This window comes from Moritella sp. Urea-trap-13 (genome assembly GCF_002836355.1).
Lineage (GTDB): Bacteria > Pseudomonadota > Gammaproteobacteria > Enterobacterales > Moritellaceae > Moritella.
This window is the reverse complement of sequence record NZ_PJCA01000027.1, coordinates 533,429-553,529: the sequence shown is the minus strand read 5'-3', so window position 1 is coordinate 553,529 and position 20,101 is coordinate 533,429. Positions and strand designations below refer to the sequence as shown.

Annotated in this window: 20 protein-coding genes and 1 tRNA gene; 9 read left to right on the top strand and 12 right to left on the bottom strand. The window is 40.4% G+C overall.

All coding sequences use genetic code 11. The annotated features are described in order from the left end of the window. Positions 1-81 precede the first annotated feature (81 nt). Both CXF93_RS05305 and CXF93_RS05300 read left to right on the top strand, forming a co-directional pair. Entirely contained in the window at positions 82-1,056 is a 975-nt protein-coding gene (locus CXF93_RS05305) for an ABC transporter permease (protein ID WP_017220500.1), read from the top strand. Between the two features lie 5 nt (positions 1,057-1,061). Further along, on the top strand, positions 1,062-2,006 hold the full coding sequence (locus tag CXF93_RS05300; RefSeq protein ID WP_101061379.1) for an ABC transporter permease: 945 nt from the start codon (positions 1,062-1,064) through the stop codon (positions 2,004-2,006). Here the strand turns inward: CXF93_RS05300 and CXF93_RS05295 are convergent. The 3 genes from CXF93_RS05295 to CXF93_RS05285 form a co-directional block, all read right to left on the bottom strand. Next, complete coding sequence (locus CXF93_RS05295; RefSeq protein WP_101061378.1) at positions 1,981-2,172, bottom strand: hypothetical protein; 192 nt, start codon at positions 2,170-2,172, stop codon at positions 1,981-1,983. The genes CXF93_RS05300 and CXF93_RS05295 overlap by 26 nt on opposite strands. A gap of 255 nt (positions 2,173-2,427) precedes the next feature. Beyond that, positions 2,428-3,897 (bottom strand): peptide MFS transporter, encoded by a 1,470-nt coding sequence (locus CXF93_RS05290; protein WP_101061377.1) that lies wholly within the window; start codon positions 3,895-3,897, stop codon positions 2,428-2,430. A gap of 530 nt (positions 3,898-4,427) precedes the next feature. Continuing rightward, a tRNA-His gene (locus tag CXF93_RS05285) sits at positions 4,428-4,503 on the bottom strand. A gap of 301 nt (positions 4,504-4,804) precedes the next feature. Here CXF93_RS05285 and CXF93_RS05280 point away from each other — a divergent pair. Further along, a complete protein-coding gene (locus tag CXF93_RS05280; protein WP_101061376.1) occupies positions 4,805-5,584 on the top strand; it encodes a hypothetical protein in 780 nt (259 codons plus the stop codon). Between the two features lie 5 nt (positions 5,585-5,589). Here CXF93_RS05280 and CXF93_RS05275 read toward each other — a convergent pair whose 3' ends face one another. Next, positions 5,590-6,624 (bottom strand): phospholipase A, encoded by a 1,035-nt coding sequence (locus tag CXF93_RS05275; protein ID WP_101061375.1) that lies wholly within the window; start codon positions 6,622-6,624, stop codon positions 5,590-5,592. 613 nt (positions 6,625-7,237) lie between these two features. Here CXF93_RS05275 and gltS point away from each other — a divergent pair. Next, positions 7,238-8,461 (top strand): sodium/glutamate symporter, encoded by a 1,224-nt coding sequence (gene gltS, locus CXF93_RS05270; RefSeq protein WP_101061374.1) that lies wholly within the window; start codon positions 7,238-7,240, stop codon positions 8,459-8,461. Positions 8,462-8,600: 139 nt separating this feature from the next. Here the strand turns inward: gltS and CXF93_RS05265 are convergent, their stop codons facing one another. The 5 genes from CXF93_RS05265 to CXF93_RS05245 all read right to left on the bottom strand — a co-directional run bounded on the left by CXF93_RS05265 (position 8,601) and on the right by CXF93_RS05245 (position 13,459). Then, positions 8,601-8,798, bottom strand: coding sequence for a hypothetical protein (locus tag CXF93_RS05265; RefSeq protein WP_101061373.1), 198 nt, complete (start codon positions 8,796-8,798; stop codon positions 8,601-8,603). A 12-nt stretch (positions 8,799-8,810) separates the two neighbouring features. After that, on the bottom strand, positions 8,811-9,239 hold the full coding sequence (locus CXF93_RS05260) for a hypothetical protein (protein WP_101061372.1): 429 nt from the start codon (positions 9,237-9,239) through the stop codon (positions 8,811-8,813). Positions 9,240-9,332: 93 nt separating this feature from the next. Beyond that, the gene (locus CXF93_RS05255; protein ID WP_101061371.1) at positions 9,333-10,823 is read right to left on the bottom strand and encodes a sigma-54 dependent transcriptional regulator; all 1,491 of its coding nucleotides are present in this window, start codon (positions 10,821-10,823) and stop codon (positions 9,333-9,335) included. Between the two features lie 72 nt (positions 10,824-10,895). After that, complete coding sequence (locus CXF93_RS05250) at positions 10,896-12,299, bottom strand: lipopolysaccharide biosynthesis protein (RefSeq protein WP_101061370.1); 1,404 nt, start codon at positions 12,297-12,299, stop codon at positions 10,896-10,898. Then, positions 12,296-13,459, bottom strand: a complete 1,164-nt coding sequence (locus CXF93_RS05245; protein ID WP_101061369.1) for a glycosyltransferase — start codon at positions 13,457-13,459, stop codon at positions 12,296-12,298. The genes CXF93_RS05250 and CXF93_RS05245 overlap by 4 nt, the downstream gene beginning before the upstream one ends. A 130-nt stretch (positions 13,460-13,589) precedes the next feature. Here CXF93_RS05245 and CXF93_RS05240 point away from each other — a divergent pair, with 130 nt between their 5' ends. Then, on the top strand, positions 13,590-14,393 hold the full coding sequence (locus CXF93_RS05240; RefSeq protein ID WP_101061368.1) for a class I SAM-dependent methyltransferase: 804 nt from the start codon (positions 13,590-13,592) through the stop codon (positions 14,391-14,393). Positions 14,394-14,434: 41 nt separating this feature from the next. Beyond that, on the top strand, positions 14,435-14,725 hold the full coding sequence (locus tag CXF93_RS05235; RefSeq protein WP_101061367.1) for a nitrogen fixation protein NifW: 291 nt from the start codon (positions 14,435-14,437) through the stop codon (positions 14,723-14,725). An 8-nt stretch (positions 14,726-14,733) separates the two neighbouring features. On the opposite strand, the gene CXF93_RS05230 is transcribed toward CXF93_RS05235, so the two are convergent. After that, positions 14,734-15,324 (bottom strand): DUF938 domain-containing protein, encoded by a 591-nt coding sequence (locus tag CXF93_RS05230; protein ID WP_101061366.1) that lies wholly within the window; start codon positions 15,322-15,324, stop codon positions 14,734-14,736. 115 nt (positions 15,325-15,439) lie between these two features. Between CXF93_RS05230 and CXF93_RS05225 the strand changes: the two genes are divergently transcribed. Continuing rightward, positions 15,440-15,655 (top strand): acetyltransferase, encoded by a 216-nt coding sequence (locus CXF93_RS05225; RefSeq protein ID WP_101061365.1) that lies wholly within the window; start codon positions 15,440-15,442, stop codon positions 15,653-15,655. 78 nt (positions 15,656-15,733) lie between these two features. Here the strand turns inward: CXF93_RS05225 and emrD are convergent, their stop codons facing one another. Next, positions 15,734-16,954, bottom strand: a complete 1,221-nt coding sequence (gene emrD / locus CXF93_RS05220; RefSeq protein WP_101061364.1) for a multidrug efflux MFS transporter EmrD — start codon at positions 16,952-16,954, stop codon at positions 15,734-15,736. Positions 16,955-17,338: 384 nt separating this feature from the next. On the opposite strand from emrD, the gene CXF93_RS05215 reads away from it, so the two are divergent. Further along, on the top strand, positions 17,339-17,677 hold the full coding sequence (locus CXF93_RS05215) for a hypothetical protein (RefSeq protein WP_101061363.1): 339 nt from the start codon (positions 17,339-17,341) through the stop codon (positions 17,675-17,677). A gap of 53 nt (positions 17,678-17,730) precedes the next feature. Here the strand turns inward: CXF93_RS05215 and CXF93_RS05210 are convergent, their stop codons facing one another. Beyond that, positions 17,731-18,141, bottom strand: coding sequence for a hypothetical protein (locus CXF93_RS05210; RefSeq protein WP_101061362.1), 411 nt, complete (start codon positions 18,139-18,141; stop codon positions 17,731-17,733). A 336-nt stretch (positions 18,142-18,477) separates the two neighbouring features. On the opposite strand from CXF93_RS05210, the gene CXF93_RS05205 reads away from it, so the two are divergent. After that, on the top strand, positions 18,478-20,076 hold the full coding sequence (locus CXF93_RS05205) for an AMP-binding protein (RefSeq protein WP_101061361.1): 1,599 nt from the start codon (positions 18,478-18,480) through the stop codon (positions 20,074-20,076). The last annotated feature ends 25 nt before the right edge of the window (positions 20,077-20,101 follow it).

Genomic DNA, 20,101 nt, shown 5'->3' with positions numbered 1-20,101 from the left:
CATAACGATAAAAACACCGATTATTTTTACAAAATATAGCTATAAAAGTTATAAATTTAATAATACTTTGGGAGACAAGGAATGTTCACATTTCTGATCAAACGCCTATTTCAGGCCTTGGTAGTAATGTTCGTGATCAGTTTGGTAGCATTTTCCATTCAAGATAATCTAGGCGATCCATTACGTGAATTAGTTGGTCAATCTGTATCAGAAGACGAACGACAAGCACTGCGTGATGAACTAGGTCTAAACGATCCGTACATGACTAAATATAGCCGTTTTCTTGTTAATGCATTACAAGGTGATTTAGGTACCTCGTATTTCTTTAAAAGACCTGCTGCAGAAGTTATTTTTGATAAGCTTCAAGCAACGCTAGAACTCGTGTTCGGCGCCGCGGTCATTATTGTATTCGTGTCGATCCCTTTAGGTGTCTACTCCGCAATTCATCCCAAAAGTGCCATCACAAAATTAATCATGGCAGTAAGTAGTATTGGTATTTCTGTACCGGTATTCTTAACTGCAATCATGCTGATGTACATCTTTTCTATCGAGCTTAATTGGCTACCGTCCTATGGACGTGGTGAAACCGTTAATGTCATGGGTTGGGAAACAGGTTTCCTCACTATGGATGGTTTCTTACACTTAATTTTACCAAGCATCTCACTGGCCTCTATCATGTTGCCGCTCTTCATCCGCTTGGTTCGCTCTGAAATGCTCGAAGCGTTAAGTTCTGAATACGTCAAATTTGCCAAAGCCAAAGGTTTATCATTAAACAAGATTTACTACGTACACGCCCTTAAAAATACCATGTTACCTGTGATCACCGTTGGTGGTGTACAGATCGGTACTATGATTGCTTATACAATTTTGACCGAGACAGTATTCCAGTGGCCAGGAACAGGTTTCTTATTCTTAGAAGCGATTAACCGTGTTGATACACCCTTAATTACGGCGTATGTGATCTTTGTAGGTTTAATCTTTGTAGTAACAAATACCATTGTAGATCTGTTATACGGGTTCGTTAACCCAACAGTAAACATTACCGGTAAAGGATAATGAGTATGAATACAGTAACATCTTCTCATGTCCCGACTCGTTGGGAACGCTTTAAAAACTCAGACCTTATCTATTATTTTTTAAGAGATAAGGTAGCAATGTTCAGCTTTGCGATCTTTTTAACATTCTTGATTGGCGCATTCGCAGCACCATTAATTGCACCTACAGACCCGTATGATATTACCAGTATTGATATCATGGATTCTGAGTTACCGCCTTCTTGGTTAGAAGACGGTGACGAACGTTTCCTATTAGGTACTGATGATCAAGGCCGTGATATTTTATCAACCATGCTTTATGGTTCACGTTTATCACTGACTATCGGTTTCTTAGCCGTTGGTGTGCAATTAATCTTAGGTATCGTGATTGGTCTATCAGCAGGTTACTTCGGTGGTCGTATTGATAGCTTCTTGATGCGCTTTGCTGACGTTCAGCTATCGTTCTCGACGATGATGGTAGCGATTATTGTCTCAGCTATCTTTAAAGCCAGTTTCGGTAGTGAGTTCTTTAGTCAATATGCCGTCATCATGCTAGTGGTGATCATCGGTGTGGCAGAATGGCCACAGTATGCACGTACTATTCGTGCGTCGGTATTGGCTGAAAAGCAAAAAGAATACGTTGAAGCAGCACAAGTGATGGGCTTAAAGTCGATGCGCATTATGTTTAGACACATACTGCCAAACTGTCTGTCCCCTATCCTAGTGATTTCAACAGTACAGATAGCCAATGCTATTATGTCTGAAGCAGCGCTGTCATTCCTAGGCTTAGGCTTACCGGTTGACCAACCTTCATTGGGTGCGTTAATCAGTACTGGCTTTAAATACATCTTCTCTGGTGCTTGGTGGATCACAGCCTTCCCGGGTGTATTGCTAGTAACACTAGTACTCGTAATCAACTTGCTTGGTGACTGGTTACGTGATGCATTTAACCCGAAGATTTATAAAGGTTAAGCAAATAAGCTTCATTGTTTATATGTAAGTAAATGATGGTAATAAAAAAGCACTGAGCGTGAATGCGTTCAGTGCTTTTTTGTATCATGGAAATAACCTTTCCTCCATCTCCATCTCCATCTCCATCTCCATCTCCATCTCCATCAATCGTAAATTGACGATACACAATAGTCCTATTAACGAAGCCTTTACGACGATGATATTGGCAATTCCAATTGAAGAAAGTACTGGTTAGATTAATGACATAACAGTATTTGATTAAACGAGATAGATGTTGGCGTTGATATTATCAGAGGGAACATAGGGAACATAGGGATAAAAAAAAAGAAGGCTCCTAATATGAATTTAGGAGCCTTCTATTCTAGGTCAATAATTTATATCGTGGTCATAGCCCTAGCGTATTATTTCAAACCATGCGTGATTACGCTTCAGCTGGAGTCATGCCTTCAGCTTCTTTACTCTTCTCAAGCATCTTACGAATAACGAATGAAGCCATGAATGCCACAATAACCATGACTACAGCCAAACCTGTTAATAGGCTAAAGTAGTCACCGTAAACTGTTTGCACAATTTCTTGAGTAATTTTTTGGCCTTTCTCTAATGCAATTGATGTTGAGAATACCGCACCAACGATACCACTCATGGCAATAGCAACTGAAAATAGACTTACCGAGAAGTTTTCAATGTGCTTAGGTGCAACAGACAAGATAAATGCTACCACCATACTACCAACAATTACTTCAGCAAATGCTTGGAAGAAGTGAATAGCTAAGAATACTTCAGGGCGGATAATAACGTCTTCACCAACGTTCAATACAGCCATTGTTAAGATACCAAATGCAATCGCCGTTAGAATGAATGAGAAACCGACTTTGGTTGCTGTGGTGAAGTTAATGTTACGTTTCTCAAGTGCTGAGAACACATAGGCGATCACTGGACCACCAACGATACACCAAAGAGGGTTCATCGCCATTGCCGCTTCAGGTGCAATTGGAATGAAACCAAATAGATCACCACGCATGGTATTGATTGTTACCATGGTCATTGATGTCATCATTTGACCGTAGTACACGAAGAAAGCTGTAGTTAATACCGTCATGATAAGGATAGTACCCATCTTTAATGCATCCGCACGTTCCGATTTAACCATCAATGAGATGAAGTAAAGGATCGCTGCAGCACCAATTGCATAAACGATATTCTGACCGATATCCATGTTTGAGAACATGAAAAATACTAAACCTATCATACCTAACGATAGCACTGTAAATGCAATCCAGTTTTTAGTACTAACCGACGCTTGATCTATCTCAGCACCCACAACTAATAAAGGTTTACGTGATACCACGAGAATAACGAAAGCAATGAAAGCCATCGCAGCTGACAACATGAAGCTACCATTAAAACCAACGATAAGTACCAACATTGGGAACAAGTACTGGCCTAAAAATGCACCGATATTATTGACCGAATAGTTAACAGGGTAACCATTTTCAAAATCTTCCTGACTGGCAAAGGTACGTTTGTATAGACTAGGGTATGACGGCGACATAAGACCACGCGCATAACTTGCCAGCGCAATACCCGCTAAGCTCAGCGGTACGTTGCCTGACGATGCCCCTAAAACGAGTAAGGTATAACCAATAGCAAAACCAAGGTAAGCAATCGTTAAAGAGCGATAGGCACCTAAGAACTTATCTGCAATGAAACCACCCGCAATTGCAAACAACGGGCCAATAGAAGAAAACGCACCTACTACCATCATGGTATCAGCTTCGCTATACCCTAAATCTTCTAAAAAGAAGCGGGTTAAAATAATCATTACACCATAGAAAGATAAGCCAAATAACATTTGGCAACACATCATAGATTTATTCAGTCGATTCCACATAACTAATCTCTTTTATTATCGATAAGTAAAGAAAGGTAAATATGACGAGATATTAACACTTAAGGAGTAACCAGTAAGAGGCGAAGATCTCATAAATAAACACAAGTTCGCTATATTTTCCTACCCAAACACTGATTAAGCCAAATATATGTAATAGCTCGACGCTATTTTGCGGATTATTATATTGCAGACGGACCATAATTAATATTATATAATGTGAGGGAATCACTAAGAAAAAATACCGATCAAGTTGATAACAATGAATGCACCAACCGCTTCCCCCTTGTTAACCAATGAGTTACATTTAAGGCGAGCAAGTATAAAATAGCCGCGATTTGGCATCTAGATTAAAAATTGCAAAGGGGTTTTCGGACGATAATGTCGAACAATGATGATTTAGAGACGGGACGTGTTGCAGCTCTATTTCAAGATTAATGAAGAAGTGATACTGGATTAAAGAAGTGGCTTAACTTTTATTATTGTAAAACCAAAAAAGCACCGAACATTTATATGTTCGGTGCTTTTTAATATGGGGCGACTGAAGGGGATTGAACCCTCGACAACCGGAATCACAATCCGGGGCTCTACCAACTGAGCTACAACCGCCATTAACTTTTCGACTTATCCCGCTAAACATTGTTAGCCAGACAGTCTATTGTTTCGACGGAGAGATTATGCAGCAGTTAGTGAGCACATGCAAGTCAGCTTATGCCACATGAACACTTTACACACCCTTCGTTTTAAATTTAAACAACACAGTTAAAGTAACGCGATAAGAGTCATTAATATCAATACGAGGAATTAGATATATACACCTAATTTCTTGTGCTATTGCTACTATCACAGTGGTCATCATAAATAGCGACCTTATAGTAAAAACGAAGCTGGTATTGAGGTAATAAAGAACATGAGTGAACAAATACTAAATATTGCGGATAACTTTTGGAACATACGCGGCGATTTTAAGATTGGCGGGATCTTAAATATAGGCACTCATGCATCAATTGTACGCTGCGAGAATGGTAAATTTGTCCTGCTTGATGCTTACACATTAACAGGCAAACTAAAAAACCAAGTCGATGCATTAACAAACAAAGGTGCGGATCTGGAAGCCATCATTAATTTACACCCTTTCCATACCGTCCATGTGCAAAAAGTACATGCGTTATACCCTAATGCTAAACTCTATGGGACTCAGCGTCACCTTGATAAATTCCCCAACTTGCCTTGGCAATCACAGCGCACTGAAACAAGTGAGTTTGCCGCGTTATTTGCTGACGATTTTGAATTCTCAGTACCGGCGGGGGTTGATTTCATTTCCAGCAACGAAAACCTACACTTTTCATCGGTACTTGCCTACCACAAAGCGTCTAAAACGATCCACGTCGATGATACTTTAATGTACTTGAAGTTTCCGAGTATCATTGGCGTGCTGAAAAAGCCAGAAGTCGCATTTCACATGACATTGCCACAGACTCTCGCAAAAAGAGCTGGTGCAGCAGCTGAGTTCCGGGATTGGACAACACAATTAATGACACAATGGCAAGATGCTGAAAACCTATGCGCTGCGCATTCGGCTACTTTTTTAGGTGATAAACATGCGTCACCAGCTATCGCCGCTAAAATAGCATTAGCGTTAAAAAAAGTAGAAAGAACACTGCAAGCCCATGAGCACAAGTTTGGCTAATACGCTTAAAACATATTATTCAGCGCTATACCAATACCAAAGCGCGTCTGACTGTGATTGTAATCAATTAGGCTTTCGCCATAGCCATTAAACACAGTGATATAACCTTTCAACTTGCCATATAAAGGTGTTGTTAGGTTTATCTGCACCGAGCCATTATTAGTAGAAAAGTTTTGGCGCATCTCCGCGCTCAGTTCATATTTACCAAATGCGTAACCGATACCATATTCGACATTACCCATATAATCTGCAATATCAGGGTTATCGTCCCCTTTTGGACTGGTACCAACTTTCTCATCTTCAGCTAGACGATACCAAGGTCTCACACTCCAAACTAAATTGCCTTGTTCATAGATAAACTCAGCGTAAACTCGATTCCATGAGCGAGAAAGGCTACCAGAACGTCCATTTGATTGATGCTCAAAACCAACCATTACTCCGGTATTAGCATCATTAGGGTGCCAATCAAGTGGTGCTACATAGAACACCTCAGGACGGTAATTTGTTTCTCGGAAGGGACTCGATATATCCTTAGCATAAACTTGCCACCAAGCTTCGATAGTGAATGCTGCATAGATACGATCGCCGTCAACAAGCAAAGAGCTGTAACTTAACGGTAACTTAAGACTTAATTGAAATTTGGATTCGACCGTCTTGTAACCATCGTCCAAGGCTTCTGCGTCTTTATAAGCTTCGGGATTAACTTCATTCGTACTGTAAACAGGTAGAATGTAATTCATTCGATGAGGAGTAAGCACAAATTCCGACGAATCATTCTGGCGTTCCTCAACAATACGTCTTGTTAATACCCCTGCTTTTACTTTTTTACCGCGGATGATGACAGTGCCATCTTCATCAAGGCTGCTTTGTGCTGCACATATCCCTCTTATTTCACCTAATGTCATTTCTGCTGGGCTGGCTGCGACTTGCTTGTCAATACACTCGCTTTCCGTGGCAGCCTGTACTTGAGCGCTCACGCCAAAAAGTAGCGGTAATAAACCCAATATTTTGTAATTTAATCGTCGCAAAATTGATTCCATTCATGGTTAATTTAAACTCTAAATATCCACTTAGAGTACACTGTTATCGATAAGATACTACCTTATTGATGCGGGTCAATCTACCCAAGACTAAACCCAAAGTTAAGCCCCCTAATCGCTCGCTATCGATTGGTATTTACAAACAAACACATAAAATTGATGAACTGTAAAAATTGTTTAAAAACGATGTTTCGTACTAAATGTGCACTGCAATTTATTTAAAATCGACCAAAATGCTGATAAAACGCTCAACTCCAGCTGAGGGTAATGATAAAACAACAAAGCATGATATATTCTACCACTGTTTTTATTTAACCTATCAATCACAGATAGCCAAACTACAAACCTTACAATGAATAGAAGTAACGTTTGTCTACATACTTAAGCTCCGCGCTTAACGCAATTTAAGAAAGCTTAAAAACCAGTATGGAAGACCCAGCCATCAATAATGATGCTGTGCACTTCTATCTGCCAGGATCCATTCATTCTGCAGCAACAGTCTGTCAATTTTTAAGTTTAATTTTAATCACACCATCAGCTTTATTATCTGTTCATTCAGATCCGCTTTAGATTGAGCGTGTTATGTAAGACTGTATAAAGACCAAGAGGTAATATGAATACTATTTATTCAATTGGTGAACTAGAATCTTTTTTGATCGCTTTTTTAGTGCTGTTTTTAGGGCATGTCTTTAATAAAAAAATATCGCTACTGCAACGATTTAATATCCCAGAACCGATAGTTGGTGGGTTAATCGTCGCAATTATCATCACCATTTTACACTTTCAAAATATCACACTAGAATTTTCTCTGCCCCTACAAAGCACATTAATGCTTATGTTCTTTAGTACCGTAGGCCTGGCAGCCAGTTACACTCAACTATTAAAAGGCGGCTCAAAGGTTTTCCTTTTCTTAGCGGTTGCCTCGCTTTACATTATTATTCAAAACGGTATTGGAGTTAGCTTAGCCACTATGCTTGGGCTAGAGCCTATCTACGGCTTAATTGCAGGCTCAATCACCTTATCTGGTGGTCACGGTACTGGTGCAGCTTGGTCGCAAACATTTTATGACCTGTACGGGATAAACACCCTTGAATTAGCAATGGCAGCGGCCACTTTTGGCTTAGTTATTGGTGGTATTATCGGTGGTCCAGTTGCCCAACGTCTGATTGCTAAAAACAACTTAGAGTCCGACTATGGTATTGGTACCAACCATCATGAACAATTTCCTGAGCTAGTCACTTACAATGAATTAGAAGAAGACCGCATCACAGGTAAAAGTATCATTGAAACACTGTTCATTTTGCTCACCTGCGTGGTAGGTGCTGGTTATGTCGAACAAGCTGTTTCGCTGCTCAACATCACTTGGTTACGCATTCCTGACTTTGTATACGCGCTATTTTTAGGTGTGATCTTTACCAATACAACGGAAGTAACCAAAAGTTATAAAGTGAATACTGAAGCGGTTGATATTCTAGGTACTGTAGCTTTATCTTTATTCTTAGCCATGGCATTAATGAATCTAAAATTATGGAATATTTTTGATTTAGCTTTACCGCTATTGGTGATTTTATCGGTGCAAGCTGTGGTATTAGCGCTATTCTCATATTTTGTGACATTTAAACTAATGGGTTCAAACTACGATGCTGCGATTATTGCCGGCGGTCACTGTGGTTTTGGTCTTGGTGCGACACCAACAGCGGTAATGAACATGGGCTCGCTCGTATCGCGTTATGGCCCTTCACCGCAAGCATTTATGGTTGTGCCTATTGTTGGCGCATTCTTCATTGATATTGTGAATTTAATTATCCTACAAGGTTATATCAGCTTTATAGGCTAAGCCAAGTGCTTATCTGGTCTGTCTATCGAGCAGATCAGATAAGTACAGCTTCACCAGTAACCTCTTTCTTAACGCTCAAATCTCACACCTAAACGCCTAATGAACAACATCGTACGCCTGCTCTGTTAGTCATCTGAGATTACTTCACTCTATAGACACGTCGAATACAAATAACGACGTAAACTACAGCTAGAATAACCGGTAAAACCCACAGTAATTTGGCTAAAGAAGGTAGAGACACTGCGCTAACTTGCTCCGCGTAAGCCAAGTTATAGGGATGAGTCAAAGAGAATATAAATACTAAGAATACTGTTTTAATAGCTGATATCAATTGCATAACCACGTCCTATTAATGAACAGTAACATTAGGCTCAGCAAGCCACTCGGGGGATATTTGCAAAGCATCAAAACAAGATTCACAGATAGGATGGCGACGACTAAAATTTAATAGTGGCATTAAAGTGACTTTTATCGCTTGGGTTGCTAATGCTTTCAAGGTGTCAGATACATACTTACCGCCCAATAATGACATCATCCATTGGTGAGGTAGCGTTAAATAGCGTAGCGCAGTATAAGGCTGGTCTTGTGCTTCATAAAGCGCGGCTAAGTTATGCTGAACAGATATCCAAGCCATCAATAAAGTTTTGTCCTCAGGCTTGTCTTTCCATTGTTGCTGTATCTGCTCAACGGCATGTTGATAATACAGCTCTGCATCTTGCCATGATTTATCATTAAAACAACGATGACCATCCGCCATCAGCACTTTCCAAGTTTTCATAACCACACCCTTAATAATAATGATTCTCATTTATATTTGATAATCATTATCGTGTAAAGGTAAATCGACATAACAATACAATTTAAACTCGAATCAATTTACGTTACTGCCTGAAGCTTGCGCCCAGATCTGGCGTTTACGATAGATAGTCGATGCACTAATATCAAGCCGTGCAGCAGCCTTGGGGATATTGCCGTGACAATGGGCGATTGCGTTTTCAATAATACTCTTTTCACTTTTCCACAAAGGCATAATATCGTCATCAACACTGTTAACGAGCATCGCTTTTCCCGGCAGGTTATTATCAGTCAGACTTGGTGATAACGTAGGTAAAGCTTCGTACGTATTATGTGTATTAGTATAATCATCGAACGTTAATAGAGACGGGTTGATTTTTTTTTCATCAGAAAGACTCATTTGCTTGATCTCGATAGGCAGCATATTACTCGTTACCAATTCACCCGTGTTTAATACCACAATTTGACGGATCACATTTTGCAACATACGTACGTTACCAGGCCAAGAATAATGTGTAATTATCTCAATAGCGCGCTGATCAAACCCAGTGAATGCTTTCCCCTCTTCCATGCCGTAATCAATGAGTAACTGTTTGGCAATCAATAAACAATCATTATTACGCATACGCAAAGGCGGCAGTTCAATCGGGATCACGTGCAAGCGATAAAAAAGATCTTCGCGGAATCGCCCTGCACTCACTTCATTCCAAGGGTGACGATTAGTCGCGCTAATAAACCGCACATCGACACACTCTTCTTGTGAACCACCGACACGCTGAAATACACCGGTTTGAATAAAGCGTAATAACTTACTCTGTAAATCTAAGTCCATTTCGCATATTTCATCCAGAAATAATGTACCGCCATGCGCCCGTGTTGCCGCACCATCGCGGTTGGATGTAGCCCCCGTAAATGCGCCTTTTACATGGCCAAATATCTCACTTTCAATTAACTCTTTGGGGATTGCGGCGCAGTTAAGCGCGACAAACGGTTTGCTTTTACGTACCCCACAATCATGCACTGCTTGGGCGCATACTTCTTTACCGGTACCACTTTCTCCGACAATGAACACCGAAGCTTTACTACTGGCAACACAATCAATAGTCTTATACACAGCTTGCATAGCTAGCGACTCACCAATAAAACCCTGGTAATTATGTTTAGGTAAGCTACTTTCATAATTAGCGACTAAATTGAGCAATTGTCTTTGTTTAAGTGCGTTACGCAAGGTAATAGATAGGCGTTTGGCATCGAAAGGTTTGACTAAAAAATCAAATGCCCCTGCACGCATCGCATCGACAGCAAGGTCAATGGAGGCATGTGCGGTGATCATGATGATACTAATGTCGGGATGACGTTGCTGTACTGTCATTAAAATATCCATCCCAGACATATCAGGTAACTGGATATCTAAAATAAGTAAATCAGGCTGCCAACGCGTAAGCTCAGCTAATGCATCTCGACCAGACTGAACATAGGTAACAGTTGCACCTTCATTGCGTAAATAAGCACTATAAATAGCGCCAATCGACGCGCTGTCTTCGACTAATAATGCAGTAAACTCCATATAATTATTCCTTGTCACCGCTATCGAGCATATTTTATCTTTAATCCTTTAACTTTAGTGATGAATAAAATATTAGTGGGAAATGTATCTGCGCCATGCTGAAAACTGTAAACCGCGCCACAAATCTCGATAAAAATAGAGTAATAACAAGGTATTTATCACCAGCAGAATAAATTCAATGACTCGATAACCACTGATCTTGGTTATATTCACGGTTAATAAGAGCATAAAAATCCCCCATGATGTCAGTAAATATGATTTACAATATGGTAAATAAACCAAGCGCTGACTCATCACATAGAAGAGTATTCCTCGTATCAATACCGTTAACACCATGGTGACCAATAAACCAGTCAGGCCATATTCACCAATTGCCCAATAACCAACAGCCACTAAATGCACCGCACAAACGCCATCAATGATCGATGCCCATCTCGCACTTTGTTTCAAAAAACAACCTATATTCAATAACTCAGAGTGAAAACGTAACGCCATAATCAGGCACATCCAAGGAATTAAACTGATGCTGTCACGGTAACTTTCAGGCAGCATAATAACCATCAAAATAGGGGCAAAAAACAGCATACTACCAGCCAATAGCATACCGATTTGCACACCGAGCACAGCATATTTAGCACCTTGTTCAGGAGCTGTTTCATGTACCTGAAAACGCCTTGCATACCACCACATCCGAAATGGTTCGAAGGCCACCGAGATCATTAAAGCAAATTGCCCCGCAGCAAAAAATATCGCTAATTGTTGTTTGCCTAAATGAATAACCACCAGCCAATTCTCGGCACCATTAAGACAGTAGACAAAGATACCGGAACAAACAATAAAGGCGATATAACGATAATGCGCCAATGAAAACTGAGCGCGCGTACCTTGTAGATGTGAACGAAAATAAATTAACACCGCAATTGCGACTGCAGAACTACTAATAGCACTCGATAGCATCATACCTGTAACGCCATAACCAGATAGCAGTAAACCAATCGAAAGCAGCGTTTGCAGCCCGCCTTGGGCAATAGAAAAGACCATAAAAGGCACAGCGCGGTGGGTCATTCTAAAATAACAATAAGGAACGGTGAGTAACGACGACAGCGATAAACTAATCAGTAATAGTTGCAGATCTAACAGCCCTAAACTAACCGGTAACCAACTCATGATTAATCCACTTAGTGGTAATGCCAGACATAAAAATGTCGCTGCGCACAATAATGACAGTCGAAAGCATTGACGCATCACCGCTTCGTTATCTGCTTTAACCTGACCACTGGCAAAACGAAATAAGATATCCCCTAAACCTAACGTCAGAAATAAACTCACCATTGAAGCAATACTGACTAAAAAATTAAGCTCTCCATAGTCAACTTGCGTCAACATACGAGTCACGATGGGCATCATGATAAAGCCCAAGCCTTTTAATACAAAAATACCAATTCCATATATAAACATCTCCCTCAAACTATTCATCTAATACAGGCTCCTTCAATTAAATGAGATAGTCGATGCGCTTGCACTTGGGCATTAAAGTATTGCTCTACTCGCTGGCGAGCAAGGATCCGCATTTGTTCACGCACGTTATTCTGGCATTGTATAAGCGCTTCAATCGCCAGCTTTAATGCCAGCACATCTTTAGAGGCCACTATGTATCCAGTATCTTCAGTCACAATTTCGCTGCACCCCATCACATCACTGGTAATAACCGGTAATCCCATCGCCATTGCTTCTTTTAATACCACAGGTCCGCTATCACGGTCACCATCTTCAGAGATGCAAAATGGCGCAACAAACCCATCATAATTAGCACCTTCCTGTGCGATCCAGTGCGGAGAACGGTAACCTAATAAGCGCACAAATGTTTTCAAGTTAAGTTTTTTGATTAAGTCGTAGAGTTTTTTTTGTGCAGGGCCTTGGCCAACAATATCAAGGTGCGGACGTTGGTTTTCAGCAATCAACGCCAACGCTTCTAACGCATAGTCGATGCCTTTTTTCTCAACTAAATGACCAAAAAATAACAATTCAAGCTGCTTATGTGGCGGTGCAGGATGCGCAAGAAAGCCTGATATATCGACACCACTGTGCAATAAATGTAAATGTGTGGCACCAAGTTGCTGATATTTATCCAGCACATCTTGGCACTCGGCGATATTGAAACTACACGCCGTTAATTTAAACTGGATATCATCATTATTTTCATAAATATCACGTCCATGCTCCACGCTCGATGTGGTGATCTTAAGCCAACTAGCGGCAACGAGTGTATACGCTAGACTGCAATGCATAAAATGGCAGTGGAAGTGCTCGCAATGATATTTATCGGCAAGATAAGCTAATTTAGTACCATAAATAAGTAAGGCGCATGTTGTCAGAGCATGTTGATGCTTGGCACAATTAAACGCCTTTGTCATCTCGAACGGGTGCTTTGCAACAAATGCCGATACCTGTTTATTTGATGCCGTGTTGACATCAATCACGGCGACATTACTGGGCAATGTCACTGCAGACTCACGTTTGATAAAGCAAAATACGGTGACTTGATGCCCCGCCTTTGCTAATGCACGTATTTCCGTTACAACAAATGTTTCAGCGGCGATAGGAAATTCAGGAACAACAATTGCGATATGTTTCATTGCTATACCCCTAAGCAAGAGAGTTAACCTAAGTATAGAAATAATAACGATAATGGCATTGTAGAAGTGAAATTATCGCTGCGCTACCGTATAATATCCTGCTCTATAGTATTAATGAGTTTCTTTGACCATGCATATTGATCCCAACTGGCGCATTCTCACGATTGGCGATGGTGATTTATCATTTTCTAATGCCTTACTTCAGCACTATGCTCCAACGCAATTAACAGCAACGATTTACGATCCCCTTGCGACCTTGGAAAATAAGTATGGTGATGATTTTTATCGACAATTAATCGCTAATAATTGCCAAGTATTAACCGGATTTGATATCACCCAACCAGAAACCTGGTCTGAAATAAACCGACATAGTTTTGATTTGGTCATTTTCCAGTTTCCATTAGTACCAGGGTTTACCTCTAAAACAGAATTTAATGACAAATGCGCAGGTGTTGGTATTAACACGCTAAATCGTCGTCTGTTACGCCAGTTTTTAATTAATAGCAGTGAGCAGTTACTCGACCCCGCCGGTCCACAACTGTGTTATATCACCAGCAAAGACGTAAAACCTTATTCTGAATGGAATATTGAACACTCGTTGATACTCAATACCGATATAAATTACCTCGGTGAAATGAAATTCGATATTGCCAACTTCCCTGGATACCGAATTCGTAATGTCGATCGTGATAAACACGTTAAAGATACCAAAGGTATTACCTATGTATGGAGTCCGCGTCCTGAATCGCAAGTAGTACAAGCGCTTAGTTCGCAGTTAGTCCAGCCGCCCATATTAGGTGATGATTGTTGTCATTATTGCCAAGCAGGTCCATTTACCTCAGAGCAACATAAACAAGCCCATGAAAGTTCACGTAAGCACTTAAGAATGAAAGATTTCGAAGCGCAGTGGCTTGCTGATTTAAACATAACTTAAGACAGAGCTAACTTAAGGCAGAATTAACACAGAAGGCCGTTATGCAAACAACAAACAAGCCCAGCATTGCCGAGAAAATAAAGCACCTAGCAAGTATTCCGGCATTATTAGACTTCTTTGAGATTGGTTTTGACAGTGGCTTAATACATGAATGGCAGGATGATTTACTCAAACGCTTCAACGGCTATGTGCTCTTAACAAAACCGCAAGACTGGTTTGATTATCGCCGTTGTTTAAAAAACGCTTACTGTAAAGTGCAACGAGGTCGGCTAGACCGTAGCAGTAAGACTCGCGCAGCTTGCCGCGGATGTACCTCTTGTGAAAGGCGCTAATGTGGTCGCTAAAACTTAACAAACACTAATAAACGGTTATTGGCTGGCATTGTATGATCATTCATCAAGGTCAGGCCTTGCGCATTCGCCAGCTGATTAATCGCCTCAATATCGCGAATACCACGCTCAACATCGATATCTTTTAACCACACATCGAAATCAGCATTACTCTGGCAGGTAAATTGTCCCAGATAGTTGAACGGACCATAGATACACAACTTGCCTCCAGATGACAAATGCTTACCAACCCCGTGAAAGAAATTGCTCACTAAAGGCCAGCTGACGATGTGCAAAGTGTTCGCAGTAAAAATACCATCCACTTTTTCAATCGGCCAAGGTTGATTAAGGTCTAATAGTAAAGGGCGTTTTAAGTTATCTAAAGACACACTATCTAACCAATGGTGTATTCCCGCATGATTACAAGCCAAGTCGCTCGTTTGCCAGGTTAAATGCGCCAGCTTATCAGCAAAATACACAGCGTGTTGAGCAGTGCCCGTACCCACTTCCAGTATTCGCTGGGATTGCATCAACTCACGCGTTAATACAGTTAAAATCGCGTGTTTATTATTTTCACAAGATTGCGAGAATGGTTTAGTCATATTACACCTACATTACGGGTTCATTAGCACCAGCAGTTTAACTGATAATCAAAATAAAAGGTGAGCGCAAGCTATACTATCACTAATAGAAAACAGTAAGTGAGTGGGGTTCATTATGTTTTTCAAACACAGAATCAATAACGATATGATAGAAGTGATAGGACAAGATGATCTAACTAATCTATTCCATAATACGGTAATAGGTCGTTATCAGGTTGGTGAAGAACAACAAGATCCTGAATCATTTAAAAAATCAGATTTACTTTTCCTATCAGGTGAAGAGTTACCACTTTGCTGGACAGACCCGCATTACCGAACACATCAGCAATAACGAAAACGGGAACATCCCTGTTCCCACTGTATGACTTTATAAGCTAGAAGCACTCTCTTATAAACTAAGAGTATTATTTTATAAGCTAGGAGTCATTGCAGCATCACTCGCAAAGCGACGACGCACCCACAGTATGCTAATAACCACTAAGATCGCAGCCACCAGCATCACAGTGCCAAGATTAAATTGATCTTTTGCGCCCATCAAAGATGCAGATAATGTCACCAGACCAGCACCTAAATTTTGCATACCACCTAATATAGCACCGGCAGTTCCGGCATGGTGTGGGAAAGGTTGAATTGCCGCTGTCGTTGCTGCTGGGAATATAATGCCAGCACCAATAAACGAAATAAAACCACCACCAATCAAGGAAACTACTGTGACGAGTCCGCTCATACCTGGAATAACAATAACCACCGCACCAATGATTAACGTCGCCATACCGATATTGAACAAATTACGTTGACCGATACGTACCGACAATGTTGCCGATAACCAGGCACCCAACAAATAACCAGGTAAAGGTAATACAAATAACCAACTGATCGTTGTAGGGTCTAGTTTTAGCACACTACCGAGTAATACACCCGCCGCCGCTTCAAATACCGCAATACCAGCAAATGTTGCGATCAAACAAAATACATAACCTTGGAATTGGCGGTTACTCAGCACATAACTATAGCTAGTCCAAACGCGCTCATTACGGCGATTTTCTTTCGGCAATGTTTCATCAAATAGCGTAAACATAGCTAACGTCACTAACGCACCAAAAACCAGTAAGAACACATAACTTGCATGCCAATCAAACGCCATTGAAAGGTAGCCACCAACAACTGGCGCCAATAACGGTGAAAATATCACCCCCATGCTAACTAAGCTATTGGCTTTATGCAGATCAGCACCATCGTAACAGTCACGCGTGACCGTTCGCGACATTGCGCCCGCGCAACCCGTTCCTGAACCTTGGATAAAACTAGCTAATAGGAACCATTCAAAAGACGGTGCAAACAGCGCCCCTAATGTACCCAGTAAAAATATCAGCATACCTACCATGATCACAGGACGTCTGCCAATGCGATCTGATAATGGCCCATAAATAAACTGTGATAAGCCATAAGGGATCAAATAAGCAGCCATAACAGCTTGTAAATACGTGGGTTGAACAGCAAAATCTGTGGCCATCGCCGCAATTGATGGCACATACATCGTTTGCGTCATTTGGCCAACAGCAGTCAGAATAATAATTAGAAATAGTAATTTTGCCATATTGGCAGAAGACGATTGTTGTAGCACAACCATACCCTCATAATAATATACGAATATAAAACGGTGATTAAGGCTAAAAACCGCAATAATTAGAGATAAACTCTAGTTGGATTGATAATGTAAAGATTGGTGACAGGCTAAATCCATATACGCAATATCTTACTCTTCATTTCAGGCGGCATAATAGTCCTGACCATCGTGTTAGGCAAGCGAAAAAGGTCGGGTATTCAGTATATTTTTAATTTTTTCGGATTAGTTTTTGTAATGTGTTTACAGGGTGTTAAAATATCGTTTAATAATATAAATAATCAGCTTTTATTCGGCATAACATACCTAAAGTAAAAATATATATTAAACTAATAATAATAAGGATAATGAAACGAACAAGTACAGTGCGGCACTCGCTGAGGAGAGAATATGAATAATAGTGATCTTATTTTTATCGCGTTTTCAATGATTACTCTAATTAATGTGGCGCGTGCAGTATCTTCGTTGCGCTGCCTACTCTATCGCATGAGAGATATAGACCCGTTACTTTATCAACGAGTAAATGGGCGAGTATTCTTTAAAACAGAAGGTAACTACTCAAAACAGATGCAATTATTTCATTACATCCATCGTAATGAGCATTTACGGCATTTTGATGAATACTTTATTTATCGCTGTAGCAAGGTCAAAAAAATATTTACATTGGCCAGCTCTCTTGTCATTTGTAATATTATTCTGATTCCAATATTAATGTATCTAGACTTGTAAAAGCGATTGCTTAAACAAGACTTCAACAAGAACGGCCTCCGAAGCGAGTATATTTAAAAGCCTATTTTTATACCGACGCTCGCTTCTAGTTTCATGTCCACATCCTCTAGCACATACAAGCTAGGACCAAGCTCTGCATACAATATTATTTTTTCGAATGGTTGCTGAAAGCCGATACCAGAGCGAACTGCTACTTTATGTTTATGGTCGTCGACAACTTGTGCCCCCAGATACACATACAGAGGCTCCAAGTTAGGTTTCTGCAATAATGTTGCGACACTAAACATCTGATCAAACGCAAAGCCGAAATCTTTAACGCCCAAAGAAAATCGCAAATCATCTTGCTGGTACTGGAACCCAGACATAGGACTACCCAAAAAGATAGCCCCTTGCTGTTTTGCAAAACTATTAAAGGGATAAATCAAAAATGAAATAAACATGATAGTTATCTTAATCTTAGCCATAAATTCCGCCTCTTATAAATCATGATTTAGTATATGCTACGTGAATAAAATTAAAACGATATATAAAAGCCTAGCTGCTAACAGCTCAACCTGCTATTACGCTGATATTTAAATCCGCAACAAACTAAACCGACCAGTTAATCTATATGCAAAAATAACGTATTGATCGCTGCAATCAATAAATTCCACAGTATGATAATAAATCATACGACCGTTTAAATTTATCGTTCAAAAAAAACCGGTCAACAACCTATTTGTAACAAGTATGTTGCAACTACTACTGTTATCTGCTGTCACTTAATATACACCACACAACTTAATGGATAGGAATAATTTATGTTATCGAATACTGCTGTAGAAAAAATCGAATTGAACGGACTCAATTGTATTGCTGATTTGATACAAGACACGTGTGAAAAATATGCCAATAGACCTGCTTATACTTGCTTAGGTAAAACCCTTACTTTTAAAGAGATCGATGAACTCTCTGCCGCATTTGCATCTTACTTACAAAACCACACTGACCTAAAACCTGGTGATAAGATTGCAATTCAATTACCCAGTATTACCCAATTTCCGATTGTAGCTTATGGTGCAACGCGCGCAGGGTTAGTCCTAGTTAATACCAACCCGCTGTATACGCCAAGAGAGATGCTACATCAATTTAATAACTCAGAAGCCACTGCGTTAGTCATTTTATCTGATCTATTACCCGTTGCAGAAAAAGTACTGCCTGATACCAACATCAAGACGGTTATTACTACTCATGCAGCAGACTTACTAGCCCCACAAGCACAAGGCTCAACACAGCTAGACACCATTTCATTACTAGATGCTATAGCACTCGGTGAGCAGAACCCTTACCTGCCAGTTGCTTGTCATATCGATGATTTAGCCGTTTTACAATACACTGGCGGCACCACGGGCTTATCCAAAGGCGCAATGCTGAGCCACAGCAATGTATTAAGTAATACCATCCAAACTAAGCACCGTTTAACTAACGAGATCACTGAAGGTGAAGAAATACTAATATCACCACTGCCGCTGTATCATATTTACGCATTTAACATCACCCTATTACTGTACTTCAGTACGGGTGCCCACACAGTATTAATCCCAAACCCACGTGATATGCCGAGCTTTGTCAACGCAATTAAAACCGTTAAATTCACGGCGTTCTCAGGTCTGAACACTTTATTTGTTGGCTTATGCACCCAACCTGAATTTAAAGCATTGGATTTCAGCCAACTAAAAATAACCACCTCAGGTGGCACTGCACTCACAAGTTCAACCGCTAAGTTATGGAAAGAAGTGACTGGCTGCGATATTTGTGAAGGTTATGGTTTATCTGAAACCGCGCCAGTAGTGACGTTTAACCGCCCAGGAGAAACCTTAATAGGCTCGATTGGTGCTGCCCTGCCCGGCACTGAGATTAAGCTACTGGATGACAATAACAATGAAGTAGCGGCAGGTCTTGCCGGTGAATTATCCGTTCGCGGCCCGCAAGTGATGCAAGGTTACTGGCATAGTGAAGCCGCTACCGCTGAAGTCATGACCAGCGATGGTTTCTTCAAAACAGGGGATATTGCGGAACAACTAGAAAATGGCTATTACAAGATTGTCGATCGTAAAAAAGACATGATCATCGTTTCAGGGTTTAATGTTTATCCCAACGAAGTCGAAGAGATTTTAGCTAACCACTCAGGTATTCTAGAAGCGGCAGTGATTGGTGTTCCACTAGAAAAAACCGGTGAAGCGGTTAAAGCATTCATCGTTAAATCAAAACAAAACCCAGATCTTGCTGAAGAAGATGTCATTTCACACTGTAAAGAATTTTTAACTGCATACAAAGTACCGAAACAAATCGTGTTTATGGATGAGTTACCAAAAACCGCCGTAGGTAAGATTCTACGTCGTGAACTACGCACTGTATAACAAGAATTACGCACGGTATAACGCG